24 protein-coding genes are annotated in these 22,373 nt (G+C 59.7%); 4 read left to right on the top strand and 20 right to left on the bottom strand.

What is annotated here, in order from left to right; translation table 11 throughout:
- Window positions 1-12: 12 nt before the first annotated feature.
- The 10 genes from flgK to flgB form a co-directional block, all read right to left on the bottom strand.
- Window positions 13-1,662, bottom strand: a complete 1,650-nt coding sequence (flgK, locus tag NYE85_RS13420) for a flagellar hook-associated protein FlgK (RefSeq protein WP_259005264.1) — start codon at window positions 1,660-1,662, stop codon at window positions 13-15.
- A 109-nt stretch (window positions 1,663-1,771) separates the two neighbouring features.
- Window positions 1,772-2,740, bottom strand: coding sequence for a flagellar assembly peptidoglycan hydrolase FlgJ (gene flgJ / locus NYE85_RS13415; RefSeq protein WP_259005263.1), 969 nt, complete (start codon window positions 2,738-2,740; stop codon window positions 1,772-1,774).
- Window positions 2,740-3,840, bottom strand: a complete 1,101-nt coding sequence (locus NYE85_RS13410; protein WP_259005262.1) for a flagellar basal body P-ring protein FlgI — start codon at window positions 3,838-3,840, stop codon at window positions 2,740-2,742. Before NYE85_RS13410 ends, flgJ begins: the two co-directional genes overlap by 1 nt.
- A gap of 10 nt (window positions 3,841-3,850) precedes the next feature.
- A complete protein-coding gene (gene flgH / locus NYE85_RS13405; protein ID WP_259006325.1) occupies window positions 3,851-4,510 on the bottom strand; it encodes a flagellar basal body L-ring protein FlgH in 660 nt (219 codons plus the stop codon).
- A 138-nt stretch (window positions 4,511-4,648) separates the two neighbouring features.
- Window positions 4,649-5,431: a flagellar basal-body rod protein FlgG gene (gene flgG, locus NYE85_RS13400; protein WP_004961475.1), complete on the bottom strand. Its 783-nt coding sequence runs from the start codon at window positions 5,429-5,431 to the stop codon at window positions 4,649-4,651.
- Window positions 5,432-5,518: 87 nt separating this feature from the next.
- Window positions 5,519-6,274, bottom strand: coding sequence for a flagellar basal body rod protein FlgF (locus NYE85_RS13395; RefSeq protein ID WP_259005261.1), 756 nt, complete (start codon window positions 6,272-6,274; stop codon window positions 5,519-5,521).
- Between the two features lie 19 nt (window positions 6,275-6,293).
- The gene (gene flgE / locus NYE85_RS13390) at window positions 6,294-7,529 is read right to left on the bottom strand and encodes a flagellar hook protein FlgE (RefSeq protein ID WP_259005260.1); all 1,236 of its coding nucleotides are present in this window, start codon (window positions 7,527-7,529) and stop codon (window positions 6,294-6,296) included.
- Between the two features lie 76 nt (window positions 7,530-7,605).
- Complete coding sequence (gene flgD, locus NYE85_RS13385; protein ID WP_259005259.1) at window positions 7,606-8,295, bottom strand: flagellar hook assembly protein FlgD; 690 nt, start codon at window positions 8,293-8,295, stop codon at window positions 7,606-7,608.
- Between the two features lie 12 nt (window positions 8,296-8,307).
- Entirely contained in the window at window positions 8,308-8,712 is a 405-nt protein-coding gene (gene flgC / locus NYE85_RS13380; protein WP_259005258.1) for a flagellar basal body rod protein FlgC, read from the bottom strand.
- Window positions 8,713-8,717: 5 nt separating this feature from the next.
- Window positions 8,718-9,131, bottom strand: coding sequence for a flagellar basal body rod protein FlgB (gene flgB / locus NYE85_RS13375; protein WP_004961462.1), 414 nt, complete (start codon window positions 9,129-9,131; stop codon window positions 8,718-8,720).
- Window positions 9,132-9,325: 194 nt separating this feature from the next.
- On the opposite strand from flgB, the gene flgA reads away from it, so the two are divergent.
- The 4 genes from flgA (at window position 9,326) to NYE85_RS13355 (ending at window position 11,404) form a co-directional block, all read left to right on the top strand.
- The gene (gene flgA, locus NYE85_RS13370; protein WP_259005257.1) at window positions 9,326-9,979 is read left to right on the top strand and encodes a flagellar basal body P-ring formation chaperone FlgA; all 654 of its coding nucleotides are present in this window, start codon (window positions 9,326-9,328) and stop codon (window positions 9,977-9,979) included.
- 115 nt (window positions 9,980-10,094) lie between these two features.
- Complete coding sequence (flgM, locus tag NYE85_RS13365) at window positions 10,095-10,406, top strand: flagellar biosynthesis anti-sigma factor FlgM (RefSeq protein ID WP_259005256.1); 312 nt, start codon at window positions 10,095-10,097, stop codon at window positions 10,404-10,406.
- 41 nt (window positions 10,407-10,447) lie between these two features.
- Entirely contained in the window at window positions 10,448-10,882 is a 435-nt protein-coding gene (locus NYE85_RS13360) for a flagella synthesis protein FlgN (protein WP_259005255.1), read from the top strand.
- Between the two features lie 234 nt (window positions 10,883-11,116).
- Window positions 11,117-11,404: a DNA-binding transcriptional regulator gene (locus NYE85_RS13355; protein ID WP_259005254.1), complete on the top strand. Its 288-nt coding sequence runs from the start codon at window positions 11,117-11,119 to the stop codon at window positions 11,402-11,404.
- Between the two features lie 3 nt (window positions 11,405-11,407).
- Here NYE85_RS13355 and NYE85_RS13350 read toward each other — a convergent pair whose 3' ends face one another.
- The 10 genes from NYE85_RS13350 to cheW all read right to left on the bottom strand — a co-directional run bounded on the left by NYE85_RS13350 (window position 11,408) and on the right by cheW (window position 22,364).
- Window positions 11,408-11,812 carry a flagellar protein FlhE gene (locus NYE85_RS13350; protein ID WP_259006324.1) on the bottom strand — a complete coding sequence of 135 codons (405 nt, stop codon included), beginning with the start codon at window positions 11,810-11,812 and terminating at the stop codon, window positions 11,408-11,410.
- Window positions 11,812-13,890, bottom strand: coding sequence for a flagellar biosynthesis protein FlhA (gene flhA / locus NYE85_RS13345; protein WP_259005253.1), 2,079 nt, complete (start codon window positions 13,888-13,890; stop codon window positions 11,812-11,814). Before flhA ends, NYE85_RS13350 begins: the two co-directional genes overlap by 1 nt.
- Window positions 13,883-15,034 (bottom strand): flagellar biosynthesis protein FlhB, encoded by a 1,152-nt coding sequence (gene flhB / locus NYE85_RS13340; protein ID WP_259005252.1) that lies wholly within the window; start codon window positions 15,032-15,034, stop codon window positions 13,883-13,885. The genes flhA and flhB overlap by 8 nt, the downstream gene beginning before the upstream one ends.
- A gap of 233 nt (window positions 15,035-15,267) precedes the next feature.
- On the bottom strand, window positions 15,268-15,912 hold the full coding sequence (cheZ, locus tag NYE85_RS13335) for a protein phosphatase CheZ (protein ID WP_259005251.1): 645 nt from the start codon (window positions 15,910-15,912) through the stop codon (window positions 15,268-15,270).
- A 12-nt stretch (window positions 15,913-15,924) separates the two neighbouring features.
- On the bottom strand, window positions 15,925-16,314 hold the full coding sequence (cheY, locus tag NYE85_RS13330; RefSeq protein WP_004961437.1) for a chemotaxis response regulator CheY: 390 nt from the start codon (window positions 16,312-16,314) through the stop codon (window positions 15,925-15,927).
- Window positions 16,315-16,372: 58 nt separating this feature from the next.
- A complete protein-coding gene (locus NYE85_RS13325; RefSeq protein ID WP_259005249.1) occupies window positions 16,373-17,422 on the bottom strand; it encodes a chemotaxis response regulator protein-glutamate methylesterase in 1,050 nt (349 codons plus the stop codon).
- Window positions 17,422-18,279, bottom strand: coding sequence for a protein-glutamate O-methyltransferase CheR (cheR, locus tag NYE85_RS13320; RefSeq protein ID WP_259005247.1), 858 nt, complete (start codon window positions 18,277-18,279; stop codon window positions 17,422-17,424). Before cheR ends, NYE85_RS13325 begins: the two co-directional genes overlap by 1 nt.
- Window positions 18,280-18,304: 25 nt before the next feature.
- Window positions 18,305-19,930 (bottom strand): methyl-accepting chemotaxis protein, encoded by a 1,626-nt coding sequence (locus NYE85_RS13315; protein ID WP_259005246.1) that lies wholly within the window; start codon window positions 19,928-19,930, stop codon window positions 18,305-18,307.
- A gap of 109 nt (window positions 19,931-20,039) precedes the next feature.
- Window positions 20,040-21,707: a methyl-accepting chemotaxis protein gene (gene tsr, locus NYE85_RS13310; protein ID WP_259005245.1), complete on the bottom strand. Its 1,668-nt coding sequence runs from the start codon at window positions 21,705-21,707 to the stop codon at window positions 20,040-20,042.
- 156 nt (window positions 21,708-21,863) lie between these two features.
- Window positions 21,864-22,364 carry a chemotaxis protein CheW gene (cheW, locus tag NYE85_RS13305; protein WP_259005244.1) on the bottom strand — a complete coding sequence of 167 codons (501 nt, stop codon included), beginning with the start codon at window positions 22,362-22,364 and terminating at the stop codon, window positions 21,864-21,866.
- Window positions 22,365-22,373: the final 9 nt, after the last annotated feature.

The following is a 22,373-nucleotide window of genomic DNA, read 5'->3' as shown; positions in this document are numbered from 1 at the left end:
TTCCTTCTGCTATCAGCGAATGGACAGGATGGCGTCAAACAGCGAACTGGCGGTTTGGATCACCTGGGCGTTAGCCATGTAGTACTGCTGGAAACGCAGCAGTTCGCCGTATTCTTCGTCCAGGTTGACGCCGGACACCGACTGTTGCTGTACCGTCAACTGCTTGACGATGTTGCCCTGCGCCGCGCTGTTGCTTTTGGCGGTGGCGGTCTGGTTGCCGACGTTGCTCACCAGACTGGCGTAAGCGCCGGTCAGCGTCGCCTTGCCATCCACCAGTTTCCGGGTTTGCAGGTCGAGCAGTTTTTTGGCGTTGTCGTTATCGCCACGCCCGCCATCATCGCTACCTGCGGCGGCAATTTTTCCGGCATCGCTGATGGCCACCTTCAGGCTGCCCGCCACGTCGCTGACCGGTTTCACGGTAAAGCTGTCATTCTTTTGCGCGTTGCCGTCAATGCTGACCTGCAACCCCTCAAATTCCAGCGTCGGCTTGCCGCTGGCGTCGGTACCGGCGCTGGCGGTAACCGGGGTGTTGTCCGACAGGCGCGTGACCTGCCAGTTGTTACCGTCGAACTCCACGCGGTAATCGCTGGCTTTCACCTTGCCGGTGTCGGTATAGGACACGCCGAGGGTGGCGTCGCCAGCGTTGCGGGTGTTTTCCACCACCCTGCCGCCGCTGAAGCTGAAGAAATCGCCACCGGCGTCGCCGTTGATGTCAAAACCGTCCCGGTGTTGCCGGTTAAAATTGTCCGCCATCGCCAGGGCAATCTGCCCAAGCTGGTTACGCGCGCTGTCCAGCGCTTCGCTGCGGAACTTCAACACGCCGCTGACGCTGCCGCTGACGATCTGCCCTTGCGGGATTTCGCTGGCGCCCGAGCCGCGGTTATAGCCCAGCGTCAAACGCGACGGATCCTGGCTGGACGGTATCGCCTCCACCTGATAGGCGTTGTTGCCCTGCACCAGCGTCAGGCCATTGGCGAAAGAGACGCTATACGCATCGCCGTCCTGCTGGGTCACCTGCACGCCGACTATCTGATTCAGTTCGCTCACCAGCTGGTCGCGCTGATCGAGCAATGCGTTCGGCTCACCGCCGCCGCTGCCGCGCAAGCGCGTGATGTCCTGGTTCAGTTTGGCAATCTGCTGACTGTAGTTGTTGATTTGTACCGCACTGTCGCTCAGTTGCTGATTGACGCCGCTTTCCATGTCGCGCAGGTATTTATCGGTGTTGTTAAACTGGTTCACCAGGCCGTTGGCCTTGCCCAGCACGGTATTGCGCGACGCATCGTCACCGGCATTGCTGACCAGGTTTTGCAGATTGCTGAAGAAGTCCTGCATGCTGGTGGACAAGGTATTGGTTTTATCCGCCAGCAGATTATCGATTTGCGACACCTTTTCGAAATACGCATCGTGCGCACCAGCCTGGCTTTGCGCGCCGCGCAACTGATTGGTGATGAACTGATTGTATTCACGGTTGACGCTGGTCACGGTGACGCCGTTGCCGATAAAACCGGACATGGTGCCCATCCCGCCGTTTTGCGCCAGAATCGCCGTCTGCCGGTTGTAGCCGGCAACGTTGTAATTGGAAATATTGTTGCTGACGGTGCTAAGCGCCACCTGCGCCGCATTCAGACCACTCATCGCGGTGTTGATTAAGCTATTAGACATTGGGGTTCCTTGTCGCTGGCCCACAGGGTTTAATCATGCTGCTGAACCTCTGCGCTCAGCCTGTCTGGGTTATCGGCCGCAAAGCGCAGAACTTGAGAGCAAAATACGCCTAGAACAGTTCTTGCAGATCGTGACTATAGGCCTTTGCCACCTGTTCCCCGGCGTTCTTTATTTGCTGGATCACGCTGACCAGCTTTTTGGCGTACTGCGGATCGGTGGCGTAACCGGCCTGTTGCAGCGCATAGGCCGCCTGTTCCGGACTGCGCGCGGCGGCAACGCTGGCGTAACGCGGATTGCCGGTCAGCAGTTTGACGTAATCGGCTATCGCCTCGACGTAGGAGCCGTACACCCGGAAACGCGCCTTGATCTTCTTGGCCGCGCCCTGCTCGAATTCGCTGGTAACGATCTCCGTCACCGGCCCGTCCCAACTGCTGCCGGCCTTGATGCCGAACAGGTTGTAGCTTGGCGAACCGTCGGCGGTCGGGATCTCACGCTGGCCCCAGCCGGATTCCAGCGCCGCCTGCGCGACGATCAACTGATGCGGAATACCGCTTTGCTGACTGGCCACCCGTGCCGGCATCGACAGTCGGGCCACAAAGTTGCCGTTGGTCAACGACGGCACCGTCGGCGGCGTTTGCGGCATGGCGCGCCGCACCAGTTGCTCCAGCGTCTGGTTCGGCAAGCTTTGCAGCGTCTGCCTGTCAAACGTCAACTGCGCCGGCGTAAAGCTATCCAGCGCCATCGGCCGCGTACCGGCGGCTTCGCTCGGTCGCGCGCCGGCGCTGCCCAGCTGTTTCACCATCATTTCCGCCAACCCCAGGCCTTTTTGCGACATCTGCTGGGCAATTTGCTGATCGTACAGCGAGGTATACAACCGGGTCTGATCGCTGCTCAGCGCACCGTCCTGCGGCAGCGCGGCACGCATGCTTTTCAGCATCATCTGCACGAACATCCCTTCCACCTGCTGGGCAACCTGCTTCAGATTGCCGTGCGGATCGGCGGCGGCGGCGGTTTTTAGCCCATTCAGCGCCTGAGCGTCGTACGCCGCCCCGGACAGGCTCATCAGATCGCGACTCATCAGATAATTTCCAATTTGGCTCGCAGACAGCCGGCGCTCTGCATCGCCTGCAAAATCGACATCAAATCGATCGGCGTTGCCCCGAGCGCGTTCAGGGCGCGGATCACATTGTTCAGATTGGCGCTGGCGTTGATTTTTTGCAGCGAACCGCCCTGCTGCTGCATGGAAATCTGGGTATTTGGCGTCACCACCGTTTGCCCGCCGCCGAACGGCGTATTCGGCTGGCTGACCGTATTCTGCCGATCGACCACCACTGACAGATTACCCTGCGCCACCGCGCAGGAATCCAGTATCACTTCACGATTCATCACCACCGAGCCGGTGCGCGAATTGATGATCACCTTGGCGTCCATCGCGCTGACGTTGACGTTGATATTCTGAATATCCGCCAGGAAGCGCACCTGTGAACTATTGCCAGCAGGCACCAGCACCTTGACGGTACGCGCATCCAGCGGCGTGGCGGTGCCATAGCCGCGCTGACGGTTGATGGCGTCGCTGATCTGCTGGGCCAGCGTAAAGTCTTCATCATTCAGTTGCAGGTTGATTTCACCACTCTGGCCAAAGGTGCTCGGCAATTCACGCTCAATTACCGCCCCGTTGCTGATGCGCCCGCCGTTCAGCTGATTCACCTGCACGCTGCTGCCGCCGGCCGCCGCACCGGCGCCGCCCACCAGCACGTTACCCTGCGCCAGCGCATAGACCTGATTATCCGCCCCCTTTAGCGGCGTCATCAGCAAAGTGCCGCCGCGCAGGCTTTTGGCGTTGCCCATCGAGGACACCACCACGTCAATGTTCTGTCCGCTGCGGGCAAACGGCGGCAGCTTGGCGGTAACCATCACCGCGGCAACGTTTTTCAGTTGCATATTGGTTCCCGGCGGCACGGTGATCCCCAACTGCGACAGCATGTTGCTCAGGCTCTGGGTAGTGAACGGCGTCTGCATGGTCTGGTCGCCGGAACCGTCCAGCCCCACCACCAGCCCATAGCCGATCAATGCGTTGTCGCGAACGCCCTGCACCGTGACCAGATCGCGAATGCGTTCCGCCGCCACTGGCAGGCTGATTGCCGCCGCCAGCAGCGCCATGAGTAAATTTTTCAGCATCGTGCAATCCTTAATACGGTGACAGGTTCAGGAAGAAGCGTTGTAACCACCCCATGGTCTGCGCTTCATTGATATAGCCGTTGCCGACGTATTCAATGCGAGCGTCCGCCACCTGGGTCGAGGTCACCGAGTTGTTGCCGCTAATGGTGCGTGGATTGACCACGCCGGAGAAGCGGATGAATTCAGTGCCCTGATTGATGGCGATCTGTTTTTCCCCCACCACGTGCAGATTGCCGTTGGCCAATACCTGATTGACGGTGACGGTAATGGTGCCATTGAAGGTATTGTTGGCATTGGCGCCCCCCTTGCCACCAAACGTGTTGTCACCGGACATTTCCATGTCGGCGCGCGCGTTGCCAAACAGGCCGTCAAGGTAGCGCGGGGCGGTGGCAACGCCGAACTTGCTGCTGCCATTGCGGCTGGCATTGGCCGAAGAACTTTTGCTGGCGCTGACATTTTCCTGCAGCACGATAGTCAGGGTATCGCCGATGTTACGCGGCCGACGATCCTCAAACAGCGGCTGATAGCCGTAGTTCATCGGCTGCACGGTCTGGAAAATCGAACCGTTGGGCATCGGCGCGCTGGCCGGCGCCGGCTGTGCGCTGGTTGAACCGTCGACCAGCGGTTTATGCGGAATATAGGCGCAGCCGCCGATAGTCAACATCAGCATGCCTGCCAAAACGCGTGTTGCCTGCTGCGGCAGGTTAGCCGTCAAAAGTGTGGTGCCCACAAATATCGCCTTTGTTTACCAGGGGTGTTACAACGGGCACAGCATGCTGCGCCCCCAGGCCGCCAGTGCCCGCGCCGCTTACAGCTGCGTCAGTTTCTGCAGCATCTGATCGGAGGTGGAAACCGCCTTGCTGTTGATTTCATACGCGCGCTGCACCTGGATCATATTGACCAACTCTTCCGCCACGTTGACGTTAGAGGTTTCAACATACCCCTGATACAGCAGCCCGGCGCCGTTGAGACCCGGGGTGCTTTCATTCGGCGCGCCGGAGCTCTCGGTTTCCTGATACAGATTCTCGCCAACGCTTTCCAGGCCGCTGTCGTTGATAAAGGTGGTCAGCGTCAGTTGACCAACCTGCTGTGCCGCCGTCTGGCCCTGCTGGGTGACGCTGACGATACCGTCGCGCCCAACGGTAATGCTCAGGGCGTTGGCGGGAATGGTGATCGCCGGTTGCACCTGAAAACCGCTGGCGGTGACCAACTGGCCGTTCTGATCGATCTGGAACGACCCGTCGCGGGTATAGGCCTGGCTGCCGTCTGGCAACATCACCTGAAAATAGCCTTGCCCCTTGATAGCCACGTCTTTGCTGTTATTGGTCTGCGACAGGTTACCCTGGCTGTGCAGCCGTTCGGTGGCCACCGGACGCACGCCGGTGCCGATCTGCAGGCCGGACGGCAAGGTGGTTTGCTCGGAGGACTGCGCCCCTGGCTGACGCATGGTTTGATACAGCAAATCTTCAAATACCGCACGCTGGCGCTTGAAACCGTTGGTACTGACGTTCGCCAGATTGTTGGCAATCACGTCCATATTGGTCTGCTGCGCATCGAGACCGGTTTTGGCAATCCATAATGATGGGATCATTCTGCTCTCCTGGAGCGGGTCGTTCAGGCATCACCGCCGCCGCATCAAGCCTCGGACGGCGCATGAACGGCGGCATGACAGCCTGGCTCAGCTCATTGACAACAATGAGTTGGCGCGTTGTTCATTCTCATCCACGCTGTGGATGACCTTCATCTGCATTTCAAAGCGTCGGGCATTGGCGATCATGTCGACCATGGTTTCCATCGGCTTGACATTGCTGCCCTCAATCACCCCCGGCATTACCCGCACCAGCGGATCGTTTTGCAGCTGGTTACCGCGTTGCTGGCGAGTGGCCGGCGTCAGATGGAACAGGCCGTCATCGCCGCGCATCACTTCTGTGGCGTCGGCCCTGACCAGCTTCAGCCGGCCGATTTGCGCAATGGTGTTGGGTGGATCGCCAGGGTTGAGCGCTGAAATGGTGCCGTCGGCGGCGATGGTGATTTCTGCCTGCGGCGGCACCTCAATCGGGCCGCCGTCGCCCATCAACGGCACGCCCTGCACCGTCAGCTGCCCGGTGGACGAAATCTGGATATTACCGTTGCGGGTATAGGCTTCGCTGCCATCCGCCTGCTGCAAGGCCAGGAAACCATCCTGTTGCAGCGCCACGTCGAGCGGGCGTCCGGTGTAGTTCAGCGCCCCCTGACTCATGTCGGCGCCCGGCGTCGAGGCGGTGACCAGCGTGCGCGTTTGCAGGCTCGGGCCGTCCACCGGCACCGCACGCAGCGCCGCCAGCTGCGCGCGGAAGCCCGGCGTCGAGGCGTTGGCCAGGTTATTGGCGGTAATCGCCTGCTGATCTAACGTCTGCCGCGCCGCGCCCATGGCGGTATAAATCGCGTGGTCCATTGCTTACCCCTTGACGCGATTAACGCAGGCTGACCAGCGTTTGCAGGATCGAATCCTGGGTTTTGATGGTTTGCGCGTTTGACTGATAGTTACGCTGCGCGACGATCATGTTGACCAGTTCCTGGCTCAGATCGACGTTGGAAGCTTCCAGCGCGCCGCTGGTCAGGTTGCCGAACCCGCCACCGCCGGCAGTGCCGACCCGCGGCTGCCCGGATGCTCCGGTTTCCTGCCACACGTTATCGCCCTTCGACGCCAGACCTTCCGGGTTGGAGAAATTGGCCAGCACGATTTGACCCAGTACCTGTTTCTGCTGGTTGGAGTAAATGCCAACCACGGTGCCGTCTTTTTCGATCTGGAAGTTGTTGTATTCCCCGGCGGTATAGCCGTTCTGCGCCACTTTGCTCACCGAGTCGCTGCCAACGTTCTGCTGCATGCTGCCGGCAAAGCTGAGCGTGAAGTTCTGTGCTGGTGCACCGTCTTTGGCAGACATCGGGATGGTCAGATTGAAGTCGGCGGTTGCCACACCATTGGCATCCAGCGTTTCGGTCAGCGCGCCGCTTGTATTGAAGTTCAGGCTACCGGCCTTGGCGGCCGGGGCGCCGGTGACGCTGCCGTCCTGGGTATAGACATCCCATTTGTTGTCGGCGGTTTTGACAAAATAGGCGTTCACGTTATGCGCATTGCCCAATGAGTCGTAGGTAGTAATGGTGTTTACATAGTTGTAAGAATCCGATTTGTTCGGATCGAAGGTGCCGTTGGCTGGTACGCTGTGGGTCGATTTCAGGTTGGCGACCATGCTGCCGGAGGTAGTCGATTTGGCGTTCATCATGCCTTCCGGAATGCTCAGCGGCACCGGATCCGCCCCCTGCTGAATGGTCGGTGGTGTACCGGCCGCCGGATAACCGGTCAGATTCAGCCCCTGCATGTTGACCAGGTTGCGGTTTTCATCCAGCTTGAACTGGCCATTGCGGCTGTAGAAAATGCCGCCGTCGCTGTCCTGCATGCGGAAGAAGCCGTTTTCGGTGATGGCAACGTCCAGTGCACGGTTGGTGCTGGTGGTCGTGCCACCGTTGAAGTTCTGGGTGATGCCAGCCACTTTGACGCCCAGCCCGACCTGTGAACCGGCAAACATGTCGGCAAAGGACACGCTGCCGGACTTGAAGCCGGCGGTCGCCGAGTTGGCAATATTGTTACCGATCACGTCCAGATTAGTGGCCGCCGCATTTAAGCCGCTGACCGCCTGAGAAAAGGCCATGTGTAGTCTCCAAAACGAATATCAATTGAAATAGCCGCAGCTGAAATACTGCGTGTCGAGGCTGCATACCGCCCCTTTACAAGATCTGTCGCACGTCTTCAAGCGACGCGCTGCCCGCCAGACCAAGATCCAGCAAGGCGCCGTCGCCGTTGCGGGTAACGCCGTTCACCATCGCAAAGCGCAACGGGTTTGCCACCAACTGTTCGCCGTTGCTCTTGGCGTTCAGCGCCACGCTATAGGCGCCGTCCGGCGCGTTGCTGCCGTCTTCCAGCGTGCCGTCCCAGGTGAACGCATGCACGCCGGCGGTCAGCCCGCCGACCTCGATGGTGCGTACCACCTTGCCGCTGGCGTCACTGATGGTGGCAGTGACGCTGTCCGCCGCCCGTTCCAGCTCGACGCCGAACGGCGTGGTGCTGACTTTGCCTTCTTTGCTGCCAACCAGAATGTCTTTCCCCGGCACCATCACTCCGTGGCCGATCAGCGCACTGGCCTGCAGCGACTGGTTGCTGTTGATCTGGCCGGAAATGGCACCGAGCGTGGTATTGAGTTTTTCGATGCCGCTGACGGTATTGATCTGCGCCAATTGCGAGGTCAGCTCATTGTTCTGCATCGGGTTGGTGGGATCCTGATTTTTCAACTGCGCCACCAGCAGCGTCAGGAAACTGTTGTGCAGATCCTGGCTGGTGTTGCCGCCGACGCTGCGGTTGGCGTTAACGCCGGCGACGGTGTTGTCCAGTGGTTCATTGGTGGTTGCGGCAATGCCCATGGGGAGCTCCGGTTATTGACCCAGCGTCAGGGTTTTCATCATCATCGATTTGGTGGTGTTGAGAACTTCAACGTTGGCCTGATAGCTGCGCGAGGCGGAAATGGTGTTGACCATTTCGCCCACCACGTCGACGTTGGGCATACGCACATAACCTTTGGCATCCGCCAGCGGGTTGCCCGGTTGAAACACCAGGCGCTCCGGCGCGGGATCGTCGACGATGCTGGCCACGCGCACGCCGCCGGTTGACTGGCCGGGCGCGGCGGCCACCTCAAACACCACCTGCTTGGCGCGGTAAGGTTGCCCATCCGGCCCACTGACGCTGTCGGCGTTGGCCATGTTGCTGGCGCTGACGTTCAGACGCTGCGATTGGGCTGACAACGCCGAGCCGGAAATATCAAAAATATTGAGTAACGACATAGGTTTTATCCTGATTGCAACACTGACATCATTCCCTTGATCTGGCCGTTGAGCAGCGTCAGATCGGTTTGGTATTTCAGGCTGTTATCGGCGAAATTGGTACGTTCGCGATCCATATCCACCGTATTGCCGTCGATCGATGGCTGATCCGGCACGCGGAACAGCAAATCCAGCTGCGGCGGCTGCAGGTTTTGCGCCGGAATGTGCCGCGCCGACGTCAGGCTAAGCGCCACGCCGCTACCGCTGGCGCGCCCTTGCGCCATCACCTTGTTCAACTGGCTGGCAAAATCGATGTCCCGTGCCTGATAGCCGGGGGTGTCTGCGTTGGCAATATTGCCCGCCAGAATTTCCTGCCGCTGGGCGCGCAGGTTCAGCGCCTCCTGCCCAAAACGCAGAGCAGCGTCCAGTTTGTCGAGCATGCTCCCTCACGAGGTTGGAATTTGGAGCCGACAGCATAAACGCCCCCCTTGCCACGCTATCGCGGGAATAAGGGCAAAATGCGTCGCTATTTGTCTGCTTAGCCGGCCAACACTCGGGGTACACTTGGCACGGAGACAATCGACCGCGCTTGGGACATGGCGCACGCCACTGTCATCAACGTCGAGGAGCCGGGATGAAGAGAGGATATCTGTTGCTGATGGCGCTGCTGTTTAGCTTCAACGCACGCGCCGAGGATCTGGCGGCGCAGATCGACAGTTTTATCAAGGCGCAGTTCGGCGCTAGCCCGGTCGCGGTGACGGTACGGGTTCGCACCCCTGCCGCGCAATGGCCGCCCTGCGCACGCCCGCAGCTGGCCTTGGCCAGCAACGCGCGCCGCTGGGGTAATATCAGCGTTTCCGCCCGTTGCGGGCAGCAGCGCAGCTTTATACAGACCCAGGTGCAGGTGGTCGGCCGTTATCTGGTGACGGCGCGCAGTATCAGCGCCGGCAGCATCCTGACCGCTGAAGACGTGACGCTGAAAACCGGCCGTCTGGATACGCTGCCGCCGCGCATGCTGTCCGACAGCCGTCGTGCGATAGGTGCGGTCAGTCTGCGCAATCTCGGCCCCGGTCAGCCGTTGACGCTGTCGATGCTGCGGCGCGCCTGGGTTATCAAGGCCGGCCAACCGGTACAGGTAACCGCACAGGGCGAGGGCTTTAGCATCAGCGGCGCTGGCAAGGCGATGAACAATGCCGCCGCCGACGATCGCGTACGCGTGCGCATGTCCTCGGGCCAAATCGTCAGCGGTATCGCCGGCGACGATGGCGCCATCCGCGTGACGTTATAAAAAAGTAAAGGTTTGCCACACCGTGCCGATACTACAACCATAACACCCAGTTAACGCCTCCACGGGCAACAAACGCCATAACCGCCACGTGTGGTCGTGGTGATGGAGATTGAACATGAGTATCGAACGCACTCAACGGTTACCAGCCGTTCCGGCGGTACAGCCACGCGACACCGCAGCGGAAAACAGCCTTAAACCGCCAAAAAATGCGCACTCGGAAACTGGCGTCAGCGCTACGCAGGTCAAACTGAGCGATGCACAAGCGCGCCTGATGCAACCGGGCAGCCAGGATATCGATATGGGCCGGGTGGAAGCCATCAAACAGGCTATCCGCAACGGCGATTTGAAAATGGATGCCGGCAAAATTGCCGACGCGCTGCTGCAAGAGATGCAAAACGACAACCCGATCGCTCCCGCCCGCGGCTGAGCGGTCCGAACTCGGTGGTTAACGGAAGGTAATCAATCAAGATGGAAAGCCTGGCGCAGCACCTGGATAAACTGCTGGAAACGCTCGACGCGCTGGACAGCGTGCTGGCGCAAGAACACAACCTGCTTTGCGCCGGGCCGTTGCCGGGCGTGGCATTGCAACGTATTACCGACGGCAAGAGCCAACTGTTGGCCACGGTGAATTACCTGGAACAACGGCGACTGGAGCTGGAGCACGCCAGCCACCTGCAGGCGCCCTATGCCGGCGTAGCGACGCTGGCAGCGCGTTGGCAGCAGATCCAGCAGATTGGCCAGCGCCTGCGCGACAGCAATCAGCATAATGGCCTGCTGCTCAGCCGCCATATCGAGCACAACGCCGCCGCGCTGACGGTGCTGAACAGGCACAATAAAACCCTGTACGGCCCCGATGGCCAATCGCGGGCCGGCAGCGTGCTGGGGCGCAAAATCGGCGTATAGTCACCCGGCACATCTGCGGCATTCAGCCGCCGGATGCCGTTGCCTATTTGGCGATACGCCGTGCAAGCGGGTTGAAACAGCATTCAAGCCGTTATCAATTCATGGCTAACAGCGCGCACATCCTGCGCTCGCGCCTTCCATTCAACGCATTTTCTGTCCAGTCTCTCTGCCGGTGAAATCACTTGCTCTATACCCTTCATGGGTATAGATAGGTTCAACAGGGAGTCGCAATGGTTGATATTTATCTCAGCAAAACCTTTCAAGCCTTTGCCGCAAAAAAACGCATCAGCGATAGCACGCACCTTTGACATGCTGTGTCTGCGGCCGGTAAAACACTATACGCCCGCCGATATCCGCGCGCTGCGCGAGCGTGAAAACGTCAGCCAGCCGGTGTTTGCCCTGTATCTGAACGTCAGTAAAAAAGCGCTGCAAAAATGGGAGCGCGGAGAAGCTCAACCCGACTCGGCCGCCATGAAGCTGCTGTCACTGGTGGAGCACAACGGTTTGACAATCCTCGGCTGAACGCTATTGGTAATTGACAATCAGCTGGTTGCTCAGTACCCGCAGCGGCGGGAACACCGTACCGCGCGTTTGAATCGAGTAAACAAAGTAAAATTCGCCGTTGGCAAGCTCCCCTTGCAACGCCTCGCTGCGGCCGCTGCCCCCCTCTAGCGCTATGCAGCGCCCCGGCATGCATAATTCAACCCGCAGCCCGGCGGGTGCGCTGGATGCCAGCCGGTAGCGCCAGCTAATGCTGGTAATGCGCGCGCTGGCCTCTGGCAATGCGTTCGGTGGGCGTAGCGGCGGCGATGCCAAGCGCACCCCGCCATGGCCGAGTGAAACGCCCACGCTGTCGGCCACCCAGGAGCCGGAAACCGCCTGCACCGACCCGGCGGCCAAACCCCAGAGCACAGCCAGGACACGCCACATCATGCCGCACCGATGGTGGCGGTCATGCGAATTTGCCGCTCGTCGTTGATTTCCAGGTTCGACAGCACCACCATTTGCGGCAGGCTGCGGCGCAGAAAGCGCGTCAGTAGTGCGCGCAAGGCGTGGTTAACCAGCAGCACCGGTGGCGCGCTGAGCATTTCCTGGCGTTGCAGCGCCTGTCGCGCCTGATCCAGCAAACGATCCGCCAACCCCGGCTCCAGACCGCCGCCACCTTGCAGCGCCTGCAACAGCAAGCGTTCAAGCTGGGTATCCAGCCCGATAACCTGTATTTCGCCCTGACCCGGGAACCACTGCTGGGTAATGGCGCGTCCGAGCGCCACCCGTACCACGGTAGTCAATTCGTACGGATCGCTCTGTGCCGGCGCATGCTCCGCCAGCGTTTCAATAATGGTGCGCATATCACGAATCGACACCCGCTCCGCCAACAGATTCTGCAGCACTTTATGCACCGTGGTCAGCGACACTACTCCGGGGATAAAATCTTCGGTCAGCTTTGGCATTTCCTGCGTGACGCGATCGAGCAATTGCTGCGCCTCCTGACGGCCAAACAGTTCACTGGCGAACTGGCCAATCAGGTGATTCAAATGCGTCGCCACCACCGTGCTGGCTTCCACCACGGTAAAGCCCTGGATCTGCGCCTGTTCGCGCAGCGCGCTGTCAATCCACACCGCCTCCAGTCCAAAGGCCGGATCGACGGTTTTTTCTCCCGCCAGCGTGCCGGCGGCATTGCCGGGGTTAATCGCCAGCCAGCGCCCCGGATGCGCTTCGCCGCTACCGATCTCTACCCCCTTCATCAGAATGCGGTAGCTGGCCGGCGGCAATTCCAGGTTATCGCGAATGTGCACCACCGGCGGCAGATAGCCCATTTCCTGGGCAAACTTCTTGCGTATGCTGCGAATACGGCCGAGCAGTTCGCCATCCTGCTGGAAGTCGACCATCGGGATCAGTCGATAGCCGACCTCCATGCCGAGCGGGTCTTCCAGCTGTACGTCAGACCAACTGGCCTCCACCGCCTGTGGGTTGTCTTGCGCTACCGTCGGTTCAGGGGGCTGCACTGGCTGCCGCTCACGCCCGCGCAGCCACCAGGCCAGGGCGAGCAAGGCGGCGGTAAACAGCAGGAACACCAGATTCGGCATACCCGGCACCATGCCGAGCAACCCCAGCACGCCGGCGCTGAGCAGCATGACCCGCGGATTGTTGAACAGTTGACCGACCATCTGTTCACCGACGTCCTGATCGGTCGCCACGCGGGTGACGATCACCCCGGCCGCCGTCGAGATCACCAGCGCCGGGATCTGTGCCACCAGACCGTCACCGATAGTCAGCAAGGTGTAGCTTTCGGCAGCGCTGCCGAGTGACATGCCATGCTGGATAACGCCAACCAGCAAACCGCCAACCACGTTAATCACCATGATCATCAGACCGGCAACCGCGTCGCCGCGCACGAACTTGCTGGCGCCGTCCATCGAGCCGTAAAAGTCTGCTTCCTGCGTCACTTCGGCGCGGCGCTTTTTCGCTTCGTCTTCGCCAATCAGGCCGGCGTTGAGATCGGCGTCGATCGCCATCTGCTTGCCCGGCATGCCGTCCAGCACAAAACGCGCGCCAACTTCGGCAATGCGCCCGGCGCCCTTGGTGATCACCATAAAGTTGATCAGCACCAGAATGATAAACACCACGATGCCGATGGCGAAGTTACCGCCAACCAGAAAATGACCGAAGGCTTCCACTACCCGCCCTGCCGCAGCGGAACCAGTGTGTCCTTCCATCAGGATGATGCGCGTCGACGCCACGTTCAGCGACAGGCGCAGCAAGGTGGAAAACAGCAATATGGTCGGGAACGCGGCGAACTCCAGCGTCCGCTGGGTGAACATCGCCACCAGCAGCACCATGATCGACAAGGCAATATTGAAGGTAAACAGCAAATCGAGGATAAAGGCCGGCAATGGCAGCACCATCATCGACAATATCAGCAGGATAAGGATCGGGCCGGCCAAAACCTGCCACTGCGTATCTTTAAAATTACCCGGCAAACGAAGCAGGGAGGCCAAATTAGCCATCGGCGTTACTTTCTCCAGCAAAATCCAGTGCTTCCGGCACCGGTAAACGTTCAGGTTTTTTCGGGATCAACCCCCCTTCGCGCTGCCAGCGACGCAGTTGATAGACCCAGGCCAGAACCTCGGCCACGGCAGCGTACAGGGTGGTGGGAATATGCTGTCCGATCTCGCTATGGCGATACAACGCACGCGCCAACGGCGGCGCCTCAAGCGTCGGTATGCGGTGCTGCGCCGCCAGCTCACGAATGCGCAACGCGATCTCGCCGGCTCCCTTGGCCAGTACCTTTGGCGCACTCATCTGCCTGTCGTTGTACTGCAATGCCACCGCGTAATGGGTCGGGTTGGTGACGATCACGTCAGCCTTTGGCACGTCGGACATCATACGGCGGCGGGCAATGGCCTGCTGTTGCTGTCGAATACGGCCCTTGACGTGCGGATCGCCCTCCTGTTCCTTGAATTCATCGCGAATGTCCTGCTTGGTCATCTTCAGCTTTTTAATGTGGCTCCATAGCTGATAAAACACATCGAACGCCACCATCGGCACCAGCCCGAGCACCACCAGCAAGCCGCAGAAAATCACCATTTGCAACGCATTGGCTAACGCGTCCAGCGGCTGCTGCGTCACCAGGTGCAGCATCGCCGCCCAGTTGTGCCACAGAAACACCCCGGTCACCCAGCCGACCAGCAAGGCTTTCAGGACGCCTTTCAGCAACTCCGCCAGCACCTGACTGGAAAATATGCGTTTCAGACCGGAAAGCGGATTCAAACGTTTCAGATCGAACTTGAGGGATTTGCCGCTAAACAGAATGCCACCCAGCAGCATCGGCGCGGTCAAGGCCACCAGCACCAGTCCGGCCATCACCGGCAGCAGCGCCCATACCGCCTGGCGCAATAGCATGCCAAGCTGATGCAGCATTTGCCGGTCGTTGTTGACCATGCCGTGATCAAAGTGCAGTCCATCGGTCAGCATCTGCGCCAGCTGTCGCGCCAGATTGCTGCCGCCGCCCCACAAGATGGCCAACCCGGCGATCAGCATCAGGATCGATGTCAGTTCGCGTGAACGCGGGATCTGGCCCTCTTCGCGCGCTTTTTCCACCCGGTGGGGAGTGGGAGCTTCGCTTTTTTCCAGATCGCTGTCTTCAGCCACGGCGGCACCCTGTGTGGGGAACGAATAAAATTGCCGCCAGCATGCCAAAAAAAACCCGACTTCATTGATGGAACAGCGGGGAAAAAGGTAGGTTATTTAAAGGATGGTCCAGCAGGAGTCAGCTGATGCCAACCGTTGCCGTGCGGCTCCGGCGGTTACTGCCTGCCGGTATGCAGCGTGGCACGCTGCGGCAAGTCGCAGCGGGCGCAGCGCGATGGCGCGCCCGCGGTCGTTCAGAATCCGAGGCTGTCGAGCAGGTCGTCCACCTGATCCTGACTGGCCACCACGCCAGCGGCAGAGGCGTCCAGTTGAGGTCCGTTGAGCAACTCTTCATTGGCGCGTTTGGTGCGCGCTTCCGGTTCCGGGATATTTTCCATCAACACCATCAGCAGCTGCTTTTCAATTTCCTGCACCACATCCATCATGCGTTTGATCACCTGGCCGGTCAGATCCTGAAAGTCCTGCGCCATCATGATTTCCAGCAGTTGTGCGTTGGTAAACGCAGTGTGCTCCGGTACCCGATCCAGATACTGGCGGGTATCGCTCACCAACGAACGCGCATCCGACAGTTCGAGCGGGTTGGCAAACCAGTCATCCCAACGCCCTTTCAGCGTTTTGGCCTGTGACTCCAGCTCAGCCTGACGCGGCTGGGCCGCTTCTACGCAGTTCAGCGCACGTTCCGCCGCCTGCGCCGTCATGGTAACCACATAGTCCAGGCGGTCGCGTGCATCCGGTATCGCTTCTGCCGCCTGGGCAATCGCCTGATCGAGTCCCAGTTCGCGCATGCTGTCGCGCAGCATTCGCGTCAACTGGCCGATGCGCGAGATGATCTCTCCGGCGGTCGCTGCATCGCTGGCAGGCATCGGAATATCTCTCATTGCCGGTTCTCCTTACATGCCCAGTTTTTCAAAGATCTTATTCAGCTTCTCTTCCAGCGTCGCCGCCGTAAAAGGTTTCACCACATAACCACTGGCGCCAGCCTGTGCGGCGGCAATGATATTTTCCTTTTTGGCTTCCGCCGTCACCATCAGCACCGGCAACGCCGCCAACTGAGCGTCGGCGCGGATGGTTTGCAACAGCGCCAACCCGTCCATGTTCGGCATATTCCAGTCGGATACCACAAAATCAAAACCGCCAGCGCGCAGTTTGTTCAACGCATCCGCGCCGTCTTCGGCCTCTTCCACGTTATTGAAGCCCAGCTCTTTTAATAGATTCCTGACGATGCGACGCATGGTTGAGAAATCGTCCACCACCAAAAATCTGAGATTTGTATCCGCCATTGTGACTCCTAAGGTCGTTACTTTTACATGACGGCAGCCGAACCCCGGCCGCCTAAAATTAAATCCGCAGCGCCTGGCCGCCGGCGATTTGCGCCAGCATGCGCTGGCTGATGCGCTCCAGCTCCACCACCTCGTTGACGCCGCCGCTGGCTATCGCCTCACGTGGCATGCCGAACACCACGCAGCTGGCTTCGTTCTGCGCCAGGGTATAGGCCCCGGCACGATGCATTTCTAACATTCCCGCTGCGCCGTCGTTACCCATGCCGGTAAGGATCACCCCCAGCGCATTACGACCGGCAAACTGTGCTACCGAACGGAACAGCACATCCACCGACGGGCGATGGCGATTGACCGGCGGGCCGTCGTGCAGCTTCACCTGATAGTTGGCGCCGCTGCGCGCCAGCTCCAGGTGCCGGTCGCCCGGCGCAATGTAGGCGTGGCCCGGTAGCACACGCTCGCCGTCTTCGGCCTCTTTCACCGTGATCTGACACAGCTTGTTCAGGCGTTCGGCAAACGAACGGGTAAAGCCCGGCGGCATATGCTGGGTAATCAGCAGCGCCGGGCTGGTGGCCGGCAATGGTTGCAGCACCTGGCGAATCGCTTCCGTACCGCCGGTCGATGCGCCAATGGCGATCAGTTTTTCACTGCTCAACAGCGGCGTATGGCTGAGAATGGCCGGCGTCGGCGCGTTGGAGCGCTGCGGCAACCGCGCTTTGGCAGCGGTGCGGATCTTCTCGGCGATCAGTTCGCTGTAGGCCAGCATCCCTTCGCGAATGCCCAACTGCGGTTTGGTGACGAAATCCACCGCCCCCAGCTCCAGCGCGCGCAAGGTAATTTCCGAGCCCTTGCCGGTCAGCGAGGACACCATTACCACCGGCATCGGCCGCAAGCGCATCAGTTTCTCGAGGAAATCCAGCCCATCCATGCGCGGCATTTCAACGTCCAGCGTCAACACCTGCGGGTTGAATTTTTTGATCAGGTCGCGCGCCACCAAGGGGTCTGGCGCGGTCGCCACCATCTCCATATCGGGATGACCGTTGACAATTTCGGTCATCAGCTGTCGCATCAATGCCGAATCATCTACGCTTAGTACGCTGATTTTATTCATTACCTCTCCCTGGCCAGGCCATATACGGTTTGGCCACGCAAATAGAAATCGCGACTTATCTGGCTGAAGTTTTCGGAATGACCGGCAAACATCAACCCTCCCGGCTTCAGCAGGGGGACAAACCGCCGCAGGATACGTTCCTGGGTTGCCTTATCGAAATAGATCATCACGTTGCGACAGAAAATGGCGTCAAACTGCCCGGGCAGCGCCCATTCCGGCGCCAGCAGGTTCAACGGTTGAAAGTTCACCCGCGCCGCCAGTTCCGGTCGAACCCGCACCAGCCCCTGGTGTGGTCCGGTGCCACGCAGGAAATAGCGCTGCATCTGGCCCGGCGTCAGGGTACGTAAATCTTCCTGGCGATAGACGCCAGCCTCGGCCTTCTCCAGCACCTGGGTATCAATGTCGCTGGCCCACACCTGGCAGCCGGTGGCGCGTTGCCCCAGCGCTTCGCTCAACGTAATGGCGATCGAATAGGGCTCCTCGCCGGTCGATGCGGCAGTGCTCCAGACGCTGTAGCCGTTTGGCCGCGAGCGTGCATGCTCCGCCAAAATCGGGAAGTGATGCGCCTCGCGGAAAAACGCCGTCAGGTTGGTGGTCAGCGCGTTGATGAACGCCTGCCATTCGGCGCTGTTCGGATCGCTTTCCAACAGCGCCAGATAGTCGCCAAAGTCATGCAACCCCAACAGACGCAGGCGCCGCACCAGGCGGTTGTAGACCATCTCGCGCTTGTGGGCCGCCAGCACGATGCCGGCACGCTGATAGATCAGCTGGCTGATGCGGCGAAAATGCACGTCCGACAGCGGCAGTCGCTGCGCCATCTGGAGCAGTAAGGGGCTTTGCGGAGACGATGACGTCATATCGCCCCACCCGACCGTTTCAATCTCATGCTTGTTGACAATCTGATAGTTCCTTTACCTCAAGAGAAACGGCGTGCTGATGGCTGTCTGCTACGCTGAAGTTGTCGTCCGCCAGACGGAAAACCGCCACCGCATCCGCCAGCGTGATCGCCTGCTCCTCCAGCGTGGCGGCGGCCGAAGCGGCCTCCTCCACCAGAGCGGCGTTCTGCTGCGTGACCTGATCCATCTGGGTCACCGCCTGAGTCACCTGTTCGATGCCGCGGCTTTGCTCATCCGACGCGGAGGCGATTTCGCCCATGATATCGGTCACCCGCGTTACCGAGTGCACGATGTCCTGCATCGTCGAGCCGGAGTTTTCAACCAGCGTCGACCCTTGCTTGACCCGGCTGACCGATTCATCGATCAGGCCTTTGATTTCTTTTGCCGCCTGGGCGCTACGCTGTGCCAGGTTGCGCACCTCGCCGGCCACCACCGCAAAGCCACGCCCCTGTTCGCCTGCACGCGCCGCCTCCACCGCCGCGTTGAGCGCCAGAATATTGGTTTGGAAGGCGATACCGTCGATTACGCTGGTAATGGCGCCAATTTTCTGCGAACTATTGGCAATATCATGCATGGTGGTCACTACGTCGCTGGCCAGTTCACCGCCCTTGGCGGCGGTGGCCGACGCCTCGCGCGCCAGCTGTGAAGCCTGGCGGGCATTGTCGGCGTTCTGTTTTACCGTGGCGGTCAACTGTTCCATGCTGGCGGCGGTTTGTTCCAGCGAGGCGGCCTGCTGTTCGGTGCGCGACGACAGATCGTTGTTACCCTCCGAAATTTCCTGCAGGCCAATCAGTATCGACTCCGCGCCTTCACGCACCGCGCCCACCGTACCGATCAGCGACTGCTGCATCCGTTGCAGACTGCCAAACAGCAGGCTGATTTCATTGCGGCCATAGACCTGAATCGGCGCGGCCAGATCGCCGCTGGCGATGCGCTCAAAGTGGGTGCGCATGATTTCCAGCGGCCGCACCAGCATGTTGCGCAGCCACCACATCGCGCTGCCGGTAACCACGATCAGCATCAGCACCGCGCCGGCCACCAGCCAGATTGCATAGGCGTACGAGCGCTGGTTGGCCTCTCTGGCCTGCTCGATGCTGTCATTGACCCCTTGCAGATATTGCACAAACTCGGCTTCGAACAGGTCCTGCGTCTTTTGCGTCGGCTGATCCATAAATGCTTGCAGGTTGTTACTCTCGAGCAAGCCGATCAGCTCACGCAGGGCGCTGCGCAATTGGTCATAGCTGGCTTTGGTATGTTCGGTCAGTTGCCGCTCCCGATCGCTGACGCGCGGCACCGCCAGAAACTGATTGAAATAGAGATCGGCCTTTTGCAACGAGCTGCGCGCATTACCCATCAGCACGTTGACCTGCTCCTGCGGCACCTTCAGCGCCGCGCGGGTTGCGGCGCGGTTCAGGGTGTTGCGCGCCTGCAACAGGGCAACCCAGCTCAGGCTGAGCGCATCGCGCTGCTGGCTGCCCACGGTAATGATATTGAGATTCTGATTATCGGAACGGAAAGCGCTATACGACAGGCCGGTGCTGATCAACTGCATTATGCAAAAAGTCAGCAGCAACAGGAACAGACTGGTAGAGATACGGATTCGGTTGAACACAGTAAACCTCCTTGCAGCCGGCCGCAGCCAGCACGGAAAAAGGGGCGACCATGGCTCCACGGCCTTCGTTTAGGGAACGAAGCGGAGCAAGGGTCACCCAATACCGGTTTTAGAACGTTTCCCAGTTATCTTGCAGATCGCTGGCATTCGCTTTCTTATGGTTATTGCTGGGGGTAACGACTTTGCCGGCAACGGGGGCTTTGAATTGCTCCTGTCCGGCTGGCTGCAGGCGAAATACCGCCACCGACTGCGTCAGCAGGCTGGCCTGCTCTTCCAGTGCCGCGGCGGCGGAAGCGGATTCCTCAACCAGCGAAGCGTTCTGCTGGGTTACGCGGTCCATTTCGGCCACCGCCTGCCCCACCTGATCGATACCACGGCTCTGTTCATCGGACGCCGAGGCAATTTCGCCCATGATGTCGGTAACGCGCGTTACCGCATTGACAATGTCGCCCATGGTTTCACCGGCGCTTTCAACCAGTACCGACCCCATGTCAACGCGGCTGACGGAATCTTCGATCAGACCTTTGATTTCTTTTGCCGCCTGCGCGCTGCGCTGCGCCAGGTTACGCACTTCACCGGCCACTACCGCGAAACCGCGGCCCTGTTCACCGGCACGCGCCGCTTCTACCGCCGCGTTGAGAGCCAAAATGTTGGTTTGGAAGGCAATGCCGTCAATTACGCCGGTAATGTCGGCTATTTTCTGCGAACTGCCGGCGATGTCGTGCATGGTTTGCACCACATTCGCCACCACTTTGCCACCTTTCTGCGCCGTTTCCGACGCGCTCAGCGCCAGTTGACTGGCCTGACGGGCGTTTTCGGCGTTCTGTTTTACCGTGGCGGTCAGCTGTTCCATGCTGGCGGCGGTTTCTTCCAGCGACGCCGCCTGCTGTTCGGTGCGTGACGACAGGTCGTTGTTGCCGGCGGCAATTTCCGACGCGCCGCTATAGATGGCGTCTGCCCCCTGACGCACGCCGCTGACGGTGTCCGCCAGTTCGCTCTGCATATGTTTCAGACTGGCGGCCAGCACGCCCATTTCATTACGGCTGGTAACGTCGATGCTGTGCGTCAAATCACCGGCGGCAATAAACTTGATGTGTTCGATAATGCGATTTAGCGGACGCACCAGAATGTGATGGATACCGCTCCACACCAGGACGATCGCCGCCAGTACCACCAGCAATACCACCGCCAAGGTCCAGCTGGCCGAGGTAAAGGAACGGTTGCTGTCTTCGACCGCGCTTTGATACAGCGTGTCGTTCTGCATCAGGTAGGTTTTATAGACCTGCTCGAAACCGTCCTGATAGCTTTGCGTCGGCTGGTCAAAGAAGGCGTTGATCTTGCCCTGCTCCAACAGTTGGATCAGTTCGGCCAGTGCGCCATGCAGAATGTCGTACTGTTGCTTGAGCTGCTCGGCGGATTGCGCATCCTGCCGGGCGTCGCGTGGGATTTTTTCATACGCGGCGTAGCGCTGCTCCGCCACCGCCAGCGCACCTTTGGCGAAGGTCAGCAGTTCTGCTACCGTCGAGCCACTGCCGATATGGCTGGCATCCATCATGTAGCGAATACCCGCGCGGTTCAGGGTATTACGGGTCTGCAACAGTGAAACCCAGCTGCCATTCAGCTCCGACTGCTGCTGACGAATGGTCTGCAGCACGGTAAAGTTTTCTTTGTCACTCTTGAGCGAGGAAAAAAAGAGCCCGCCTGAAATCAGTTGCAAGGCGCCAAATAACACCAGCACCAGCAGCAGGCTGGTGACCACCTTCATACGATTAAACATGTTTTCCCTTCTTGTAAGCCCGCACGGACAGGCTCTGAGTTCGTTGACTGTCAACGTTATCGGCGCAATGGAAGAGAACTTTATGGTTGGCGGTAACTATTTTGGCGGCACGGCGCCGGAAATGACGGGCGCAGAGCGCTGCGCCCGTGAGGAAGGTCAGGCGTTTTTCGCCACGCTGTCGACCAGGGACATTTCTTCGCTGCTGAGCAGTTTTTCAATGTCGACCAGGATCAGCATGCGTTCACCCAGCGCCCCCAGGCCGGTGAGATATTCGGTCGCCAGCGTAACGGCAAACTCCGGTGCCGGACGAATCTGTTCGGCGGTCAGCGACAGCACGTCAGACACACCATCCACCACAATACCCACCACCCGCTGGCCAAAGTTGAGCACGATGACCACGGTGTTTTCGTCGTAGCTGACGCCCTGCTGGGCGAACTTCACTCGCAGATCGATAATCGGCACGATCACGCCGCGCAGATTGGTTACGCCCTTGATAAATGCCGGCGTGTTGGCAATGCGCGTCACCTGATCGTAACCACGGATTTCCTGCACTTTGAGGATATCGATGCCATATTCTTCATTGCCGAGCGTAAAGATCAGAAATTCCTGTCCTACCGTTTCGCCAGCCAGTTTGCTGACGGTTGCCAATCCTGCCATGTTGTATGC

This window comes from Serratia sp. AKBS12, from assembly GCF_024793895.1.
Taxonomy (GTDB): Bacteria; Pseudomonadota; Gammaproteobacteria; order Enterobacterales; family Enterobacteriaceae; genus Serratia_F.
The sequence above is the reverse complement of the archived record's forward strand: the minus strand, read 5'-3'. Positions and strand labels throughout refer to the sequence as shown.

Excerpts from the sequence above, each read along its gene's own strand:
- flhA (WP_259005253.1), bottom strand. The coding sequence starts at position 13,890 with ATGGCTAATTTGGCCTCCCTGCTTCGTTTGCCGGGTAATTTTAAAGAT.
- NYE85_RS13410 (WP_259005262.1), bottom strand. The coding sequence starts at position 3,840 with ATGCTGAAAAATTTACTCATGGCGCTGCTGGCGGCGGCAATCAGCCTG.
- cheZ (WP_259005251.1), bottom strand. The coding sequence starts at position 15,912 with ATGAGAGATATTCCGATGCCTGCCAGCGATGCAGCGACCGCCGGAGAG.
- NYE85_RS13360 (WP_259005255.1), top strand. The coding sequence starts at position 10,448 with ATGGAAAGCCTGGCGCAGCACCTGGATAAACTGCTGGAAACGCTCGAC.
- NYE85_RS13325 (WP_259005249.1), bottom strand. The coding sequence starts at position 17,422 with ATGAATAAAATCAGCGTACTAAGCGTAGATGATTCGGCATTGATGCGA.
- cheW (WP_259005244.1), bottom strand. The coding sequence starts at position 22,364 with ATGGCAGGATTGGCAACCGTCAGCAAACTGGCTGGCGAAACGGTAGGA.
- flgD (WP_259005259.1), bottom strand. The coding sequence starts at position 8,295 with ATGGGCATTGCCGCAACCACCAATGAACCACTGGACAACACCGTCGCC.
- NYE85_RS13395 (WP_259005261.1), bottom strand. The coding sequence starts at position 6,274 with ATGGACCACGCGATTTATACCGCCATGGGCGCGGCGCGGCAGACGTTA.
- flgB (WP_004961462.1), bottom strand. The coding sequence starts at position 9,131 with ATGCTCGACAAACTGGACGCTGCTCTGCGTTTTGGGCAGGAGGCGCTG.
- flgG (WP_004961475.1), bottom strand. The coding sequence starts at position 5,431 with ATGATCCCATCATTATGGATTGCCAAAACCGGTCTCGATGCGCAGCAG.
- flgM (WP_259005256.1), top strand. The coding sequence starts at position 10,095 with ATGAGTATCGAACGCACTCAACGGTTACCAGCCGTTCCGGCGGTACAG.
- flgC (WP_259005258.1), bottom strand. The coding sequence starts at position 8,712 with ATGTCGTTACTCAATATTTTTGATATTTCCGGCTCGGCGTTGTCAGCC.
- flgK (WP_259005264.1), bottom strand. The coding sequence starts at position 1,662 with ATGTCTAATAGCTTAATCAACACCGCGATGAGTGGTCTGAATGCGGCG.
- flgJ (WP_259005263.1), bottom strand. The coding sequence starts at position 2,740 with ATGAGTCGCGATCTGATGAGCCTGTCCGGGGCGGCGTACGACGCTCAG.
- flgH (WP_259006325.1), bottom strand. The coding sequence starts at position 4,510 with ATGCTGATGTTGACTATCGGCGGCTGCGCCTATATTCCGCATAAACCG.
- tsr (WP_259005245.1), bottom strand. The coding sequence starts at position 21,707 with ATGTTTAATCGTATGAAGGTGGTCACCAGCCTGCTGCTGGTGCTGGTG.
- NYE85_RS13350 (WP_259006324.1), bottom strand. The coding sequence starts at position 11,812 with ATGTGGCGTGTCCTGGCTGTGCTCTGGGGTTTGGCCGCCGGGTCGGTG.
- flgE (WP_259005260.1), bottom strand. The coding sequence starts at position 7,529 with ATGGCCTTTTCTCAGGCGGTCAGCGGCTTAAATGCGGCGGCCACTAAT.
- cheY (WP_004961437.1), bottom strand. The coding sequence starts at position 16,314 with ATGGCGGATACAAATCTCAGATTTTTGGTGGTGGACGATTTCTCAACC.
- cheR (WP_259005247.1), bottom strand. The coding sequence starts at position 18,279 with ATGACGTCATCGTCTCCGCAAAGCCCCTTACTGCTCCAGATGGCGCAG.
- flgA (WP_259005257.1), top strand. The coding sequence starts at position 9,326 with ATGAAGAGAGGATATCTGTTGCTGATGGCGCTGCTGTTTAGCTTCAAC.